Below are 3,235 nucleotides of genomic sequence, written 5' to 3'. Positions count from 1 at the left end.
CCAGACCTGCGTTTGCACCAACCGCTTCCTTGTCCAGGCAGGTGTCTATGACAAGTTCGTCGAGAAGCTCGCTGCCGCCAGCAACGCGCTGAAGGTCGGCTCCGGCCTCGAGGACGGCGTGCAGCAGGGGCCGCTGATCGACGAGAAGGCGGTCGAGAAGGTCGAGGAACTGATCGCCGACGCCACATCAAAGGGCGGCAAGATCGTTGCCGGCGGCAAGCGCCATGCGCTCGGCGGTTCGTTCTTCCAGCCGACGGTCATCGCCAACGCGACACCCAAGATGCGCTTCATGAAGGAAGAGATCTTTGGCCCGGTCGCACCGGTGTTCAAGTTCGAGACCGAAGAGGAAGCCGTCGCCCTCGCCAACGACACCGAATTCGGCCTTGCCTGCTACTTCTACACCGGTGACCTCGGCCGCGCCTTCCGAGTGATGGAAGGGCTGAAATACGGCATGGTCGGGGTCAATGAAGGCCTCATCACCACGCCGGAGGCGCCGTTCGGCGGCGTCAAGGAATCCGGCCTCGGCAAGGAAGGCGGGCATCAGGGCATCGAGGATTATCTCGACACCAAATATGTCTGCATCGGCGGCCTCGGCCTCTGATAGGCTATCCCTGGGATGGGGAGGCCGATGGCCTGCCCATCTCTCATGGAAAAACCAGCCGAAGTCTTCTGGATCAACTGGCATTTACGGGCATGGCGATGAAGGACGGCGAGGTTTTCGGCACGACGCAGGCTGGCGAGCAGGTGCGTCGCTTCACGATCAGGGGCGGCGGCATCACAGCCAACATCATCGGTCTGGGCGCGATCATCCAGGATTTGCGCCTGACCGGGCACGATGCTCCGCTGGTGCTCGGCTATGACAGTCTGGAAGGCTACGAGACGGATACGGCCTTCTTCGGTGCGGTCGTCGGCCGCTATGCCAACCGCATCCGCGACGGCCGCTTCACCATTGGCGGCAGCCGCTACCAGACCGAGCAAAACTTCCTCGACAAGCATACGCTGCATGGCGGCTCGCAAGGTTACTCCCACCGGGCGTGGACGGTTTCCTTGCATGGCAGGGATTTCGTCACGCTGACGCTGCACGATCCCGACGGCACGATGGGTTTTCCCGGCGCGCTCGACGTCACCTGCACCTACCGGCTGAAGATCCCCGGCACGCTCAGCGTCGAGCTGACCGCCACCTGCGAGGAGCCGACGCTGTGCAATCTCACCCAGCATTCCTATTTCAACCTGGATGATGGCGGCGCAGGCGACATTCTCGACCACAGGATGATGCTGAATGCCGGCGCCTACCTGCCGGTCGATGGCGACATGATCCCCACAGGCGTGGTCAAGCCGGTTGACGGCACGCCATTCGATTTCCGCCAGGCGCGGCCGCTGCGCATGGAAACCGAGGGTGATCAACTGCCCTACGACCAGAATTTCTGCCTTGCTTCGGCACGCGGGCCGCTCAAGCAGGCGGCATGGACGCAAGGCGCCAGTTCCGGTGTCGAGATGGAGGTCTGGACCACCGAGCCCGGCGTCCAGCTCTATACCGGCCAGTATGTGACGCCGCGCACCGGGCTGGAAGGGCGGAACTACAAGGCCTTTTGCGGCTTCTGCCTGGAGCCGCAGATTTGGCCGGACGCGCCGAACCGGCCTTATTTCCCGCAAGCAACGCTGTGGCCGGGCGCGATCTACCACCACGTCACGGAATACAGGTTCCGCCTGCCCTAGTTTTTCCGACCTTAGCCTTCGAAAGCCGCCCGCAGCGTCTCGAACGGCGCCAGCGCGCCGCGCACTTGCACCACGGCGGCGGCGACACGATGCGCACGGCGCGCGGCTTCCTGCGGGTCGTGGCCGGCAAGACGAGCCGCAAGATAGCCGCCGTTGAACGAATCGCCGGCGCCGGTCGTATCGGCGGGGGCGGCGACATGGATCGCCGGGACTTCGCGTAGTGTTTCTCCTTGGGCAATCAGGGCGGGCTGCTCGCCGTTCTTGACGACGACCTCGCTAACCAGTTGCCTGAGTCGCTTTGCGGTCGCTTGCGGTGTTGCATCGCCAAACAGCATCTGCTCGTCGGGGAAAGTCGGCAATGCGATGTCGGTGGCGGCAAGGGCTTCGACGATCGCTGCCTGTGCATCCTCGCGATTGCGCCAAAGCCGCGGCCGGTAGTTGGGATCGAAGGCGACAAGTGAACCGGCCGAGCGCGCCTTGGCGACGGCCGCCAGCAATACGGCGCGCGCGGCCTCATCCAGAATTGCCAAAGTGATTCCGGAAAAATAGACAAGCGCCTGATTTACCAGGTTTTTCGACAATGCAACCGGGTCTGAGGCGAGCTGCCGCGCGGCGGCGTCGCCGCGCCAGTAGGTGAAGGAACGCTCGGCCCCGGTCAGCGTGATGGCATAGAGGCCAGGCCGTGCGCCCGCTATGATCGGGCTGGAGCCGATGCCGATGCCGTTCTGGCCTAAGAAATCGATCTGGGCTTGCGAGAACGGATCGTCGCCGAAGGCCGAGACATAGGTTGCCGGCCGCTCAGTGCTCAGCGCGTGCAGCGCCCACAGCGTGTTGAACGTGTCGCCGGCAAAGCCCATGCGCCAGTTCGGTCCGGTCTGGCCCGACAGTTCGAGCATGCATTCGCCGATCGAGGCGACGCCGGTTCCCGCCATCTACAATCCTCCAGTGCTTCCCGGTGCTGTAGCTTTTTGCCATCGGCAGCGCCATGCTTGGCAAGCAGGGTTTTTTCCGCCACAGCGTTTTCCCACAGGCTGGCGGGATGCGATCCGTTCGGCAGAGCGTTGTCTGCAGAAGAGGAACCGGTTTGGCATCGATATGGCGTTATCTTCTGGCGGGTCTTGGTCTGGCTGCCTTGCTGGTCGGCATTCTCGCGGTCGTCTTCCTGGCGGCGCCGCGTTCGTCGCTGCCAGCCGGCCCGGATGTCGCGCGGACGAAGAAAACCGACAACGGGCTGTACGTGGCGAGTTTCGTGCCGGAACGGGGCGTGGTGCGGCAGGGCGAACTGGAATCCTGGCTGCTGACCCTGAAGACAAAGACAGGGGCTTCGGTGGAGCGCGCCGCGATCGCCATCTCCGGCGGCATGCCGCAACACAATCACGGCCTGCCGACCAGCCCGCAGGTCACCGATTACCTGGGCGAAGGCCGTTACCGCATCGAGGGGCTGAAATTCACCATGAGCGGCTGGTGGCAACTTCGTTTCGCCATCTCATCCGGCGCCGGCTCCGATACCGTACTGTTC

4 protein-coding genes are annotated in these 3,235 nt (G+C 63.7%); 3 read left to right on the top strand and 1 reads right to left on the bottom strand.

The window, feature by feature from the left end:
* Together EN991_RS29155 and EN991_RS29150 are read left to right on the top strand one after the other, a co-directional pair.
* Positions 1 to 601: aldehyde dehydrogenase family protein (locus EN991_RS29155; protein ID WP_127370042.1), on the top strand; the 601-nt coding region annotated here is incomplete at its 5' end.
* A 92-nt stretch (positions 602 to 693) separates the two neighbouring features.
* Positions 694 to 1,716 carry an aldose epimerase family protein gene (locus EN991_RS29150; protein ID WP_027160469.1) on the top strand — a complete coding sequence of 341 codons (1,023 nt, stop codon included), beginning with the start codon at positions 694 to 696 and terminating at the stop codon, positions 1,714 to 1,716.
* A gap of 11 nt (positions 1,717 to 1,727) precedes the next feature.
* Here EN991_RS29150 and EN991_RS29145 read toward each other — a convergent pair whose 3' ends face one another.
* Complete coding sequence (locus EN991_RS29145) at positions 1,728 to 2,648, bottom strand: sugar kinase (protein ID WP_127370041.1); 921 nt, start codon at positions 2,646 to 2,648, stop codon at positions 1,728 to 1,730.
* A gap of 152 nt (positions 2,649 to 2,800) precedes the next feature.
* Here EN991_RS29145 and EN991_RS29140 point away from each other — a divergent pair.
* Positions 2,801 to 3,235: FixH family protein (locus EN991_RS29140; RefSeq protein ID WP_127370043.1), on the top strand; the 435-nt coding region annotated here is incomplete at its 3' end.

The organism is Mesorhizobium sp. M7A.F.Ca.US.005.03.2.1 (genome assembly GCF_003997795.1).
GTDB lineage: Bacteria > Pseudomonadota > Alphaproteobacteria > Rhizobiales > Rhizobiaceae > Mesorhizobium > Mesorhizobium ciceri.
This window is presented reverse-complemented; position numbering and strand designations above follow the sequence as displayed.

Coding starts and splice junctions, on each gene's coding strand:
- EN991_RS29150 (WP_027160469.1), top strand. CDS start 694: ATGGCGATGAAGGACGGCGAGGTTTTCGGCACGACGCAGGCTGGCGAG.
- EN991_RS29145 (WP_127370041.1), bottom strand. CDS start 2,648: ATGGCGGGAACCGGCGTCGCCTCGATCGGCGAATGCATGCTCGAACTG.